2 protein-coding genes are annotated in these 3,340 nt (G+C 65.9%); both read right to left on the bottom strand.

The genetic code is table 11. The annotated features are described in order from the left end of the window. Positions 1 to 2,077, bottom strand: a 2,077-nt coding sequence (gene mutS, locus VN419_RS13655; protein ID WP_325647768.1) for a DNA mismatch repair protein MutS, incomplete at its 3' end; no start/stop codon positions are given. A gap of 26 nt (positions 2,078 to 2,103) precedes the next feature. Further along, positions 2,104 to 3,234, bottom strand: a complete 1,131-nt coding sequence (locus VN419_RS13650) for a tetratricopeptide repeat protein (protein ID WP_325647767.1) — start codon at positions 3,232 to 3,234, stop codon at positions 2,104 to 2,106. Positions 3,235 to 3,340: the final 106 nt, after the last annotated feature.

Below are 3,340 nucleotides of genomic sequence, written 5' to 3'. Positions count from 1 at the left end.
CCATGAAGGTGCTCTGGCCGCGGGCGAGGTTGTCCGAGGCGCCCACGCGTGAGAACACGCGGTCCACCAGCCCAAGCCGGGCCGCTTGCGCGGGCACGAAGGAGCCCAACTGGGCCAGGATGCTCATGATGGCGGCCTGACGCAGCACCGTGGACTTGCCCGCCATGTTCGGGCCGGTGATGAGCAGGATGCGTCGGGCTTCGTCCATGCGCAGGTCGTTAGGGATGTAGCCGCCGGAACCGGTGGCTGCCTCGACGACGGGATGGCGGCCCTGGGCTACCTCCATCTCGATACCCTCGTGCATGGCCGGGCGGGTCCAGACGTTCACACGGGCGGCCTCGGCCAAGCCTTGCCAGTAGTCCAGGGCGGCAAGGCAGCCGGCCATGAACATCAGGCGTGCGCGCACCTGGGCCACGGTTTCCCGCAGCTCGCCGAAAAGCTTGTACTCCAGTGACTTGCGCTCCTCAGCCGCGCTTTGCAGCCGGTCCTCCAGGTCCTTCAGCTCCTGGGTGATGTAGCGCTCGCCGTTGACCAGTGTCTGCTTGCGGATGAAGTGCTCCGGCACCTCGCCCTGGAAGGCGTGGGAGACTTCCAGGTAGTAGCCGAAGACCTTGTTGTAGCCGAGCTTGAGCTTGGGAATACCCGAGGCGTCGCGTTCACGCTCCAGCATTTCTTGGATGCGGGCCTCGCCATGTTCGGTCAGGCCGATGAGTTCGTCCAGGGCAGCGTCGAAACCGGGCAGGAACAGTCCGCCATCGGTGATGGCCAGCGGCGGCGAGTCCACGAAGGCGCGGCTGAGCAGCTCAGTGATGTCGGGCAGATCGTCCCAGCCCTTGAGCAGGCTGGCCAGCTCCGCCGGGCGGTTTTTTTCTGGTGTGGTTGCCGTATCGCCCGTTGGGGTCTCGTCCATGGCGGTAGATAAAAGTCCTCGCAGGGCGGGCAGGCGTTTCAGGCTCTCGCGCACGGCCACGAAGTCGCGCGGGGTGGCGCGGGAAAGGGCGATGCGCGTGGACAACCGCTCCAGATCCTGCACGTCGTCCAGGGTGCGGCGCAGCTCGCCGCGCAGGTCGTCGCGCTCGAACAGGAAGGCCACGACCTCCTGCGTGCGCTGGATGGGCGCGAGCTCGCGCCAGGGCTGGCGCAGGCGCGATTCCAGCAGGCGGCCGCCCATGGGCGTGGCGGTCTTGTCCAGCACATGCCAGAGGGTGCCGGGCCCGGCCTTGCCGTCCAGCCTGCGGAAGATTTCAAGATTGCGCTCGGTGACTTCGTCGAGCACAAGATGGCGCGAAAGGTCCAGCGGACGGAACTCGCCCAAGGGCGGCAGCTCCGTGCGCTGGGTCATGCGCAGGTAGGCGAGCAAAGCCCCAAGGGCGCGCACCAGTTCCGGCTTGTCGGCAAGGTCCAGTGTGCCCAGGTCCACCGCGCCCTGGCAGGCCAATACGGAGGCCGTGGCCGTGGCCAAGTCGAAGGAGCTGGGCGAGGCCATCTGACTCACCTGCGCGGCCAGATCCTGACAACTGTGCGGAACTTTTTTGCCCTGTGGCAAAATGATCTCGCGGGGGCCGAGCTTCACCGCCCACTGCCACAGCTCGGCCTCGCGCCGGGAGTGCAGGCCGCTCCATTCGGCGGTGGAGACGTCCACCCAGCCCAGGCCGCCCGCGTTCTTGTCCGCGTCCCAGTAGAGCGCGCAGAGGTAGTTGTGGGCCTTTGCGGAAAGGGAGAGATCTTCAACGATGGTGCCCGGGGTAAGCACGCGCGTCACGGCGCGTTTCACCAGCCCCTTGGCCTGGCGCGGATCTTCAATCTGGTCGCAGACGGCGATCTTGTAGCCTTTCTCCAGCAGCTGGGCCAGGTAGCCGTTCACCGAGTGGTGCGGTACGCCGCACATGGGGATCTTGGACTCGGAGTTGGGGTTGCGCGTGGTGAGGGTGATCTGCAACTCGCGCGCGGCGGTCTGGGCATCCTCGAAGAACAGCTCGAAGAAGTCGCCCATGCGGAAGAAGAGCAGGGCGTCCGGGTGCTCGGCCTTCACCTGCATGTACTGCTCGAACATGGGGGTGAGCTTGGCCCCCTCCATGGACTGGAATTGCTGAGAGGTCAGGCTCACGAGAACTCCTGGCGGAACAGGATGCTGTGCCAGGAGCGGCAGCGCGGGCAGATGAAGAAGGTCTTGTCCCAGCGGAAGCCGCAGTTCTTGCACACGAAGCGCTTGCTCTTGCGGGCGTGGCCGACGAAATAGGCCAGTTGATCGCGCAAGAAAGGCGTCAGCTCAAGGTCGGTGAGCACAAGGCTCACCAGCTCAAGCCGCGCCAGCCAGAAATCGGAATTGAGCACCAGGGATTTCTCCAGCCAGTGCCGGGCGTTGTCCTGATCGGCCTCGAACAGGCAGAGCTTGGAGCAATAGTAGCAGATGAGCGCGTCGGGTTCGAGGGCGGTCAAAACGTCCACACAGGCGCGCACCAGTCGAGTGATGACATCGGCCGATAGGGGCAGGCCCGGGGTGCCATCTTCAATCCGCGCGGCGGAGAGCACATCGAGCAGGCCCTCCAGCAGCAGGAAGCGCTGGTCCGCCGGGATGCTGGCGCAGGCCGAGCTCAAGGTGCTCCGCAGGGCAGGGATGTCGGCCTGGAGGGCGCAATGAACCACGCTGGCCAGCCAAGCCTCCGGCGAGGCCGGGAAGGCCGCCAGGGCTTGCTGCACAAGCTGTTCACCCTGCACCGGGTCGCCATGGCGGAAGCAGTCCCTGGCCTGCTGGGCCAGATAATGCGCCTGGGCCATGTTTTGGCCAATGCGGGCGTAGTGCCCTGCCGCGCGCTCAAATTCGCCGCAATCCGCCGCAAGACGCGCCAGTTCAAGCTGCACCTCCTCGGTATCGCCCATGAGCCCGGCGGACTGCGAAAAGGCCTCGCGGGATTTATCCAGCATGCCGCCGCGCCGGAAGTCGCGGCCAAGCTCGAACAAGCTGCGCGCACGCAGGGCCTGATCAAGACCCGGACGGTTGATAAGACTGTTGCGGATGTGGATTGCCCGCTCGATCTCGCCCTGGGAGCGGTACAGATTGCCCAGCGCAAGATAGATCTCGACGGATTCCGGGTTGTTCCGGACGGCCTGCGACAGTTCCTCGATGGCCGCGCGGGTGTCTTGATGGGTCAGCGGCTCCGGGCCGCGCACGCCATCGGCGCCCGGCAGGGGGTGCTTCTTGCGGGCGAAACGGAAGAGCGCGTTCCAGGGCAAGCGGCGGCTCCTCTACTGTCCGGGGGTGGACTGCCCGGCCGGGGTGTGGAGCTGATTCTGCGGCTGATTCAGGGGGATGGTACGCAGGGAGAGCACTTCGTCCTCC

The organism is Humidesulfovibrio sp., from assembly GCF_035560995.1.
Classification (GTDB): domain Bacteria; phylum Desulfobacterota; class Desulfovibrionia; order Desulfovibrionales; family Desulfovibrionaceae; genus Humidesulfovibrio.
This window is presented reverse-complemented; position numbering and strand designations above follow the sequence as displayed.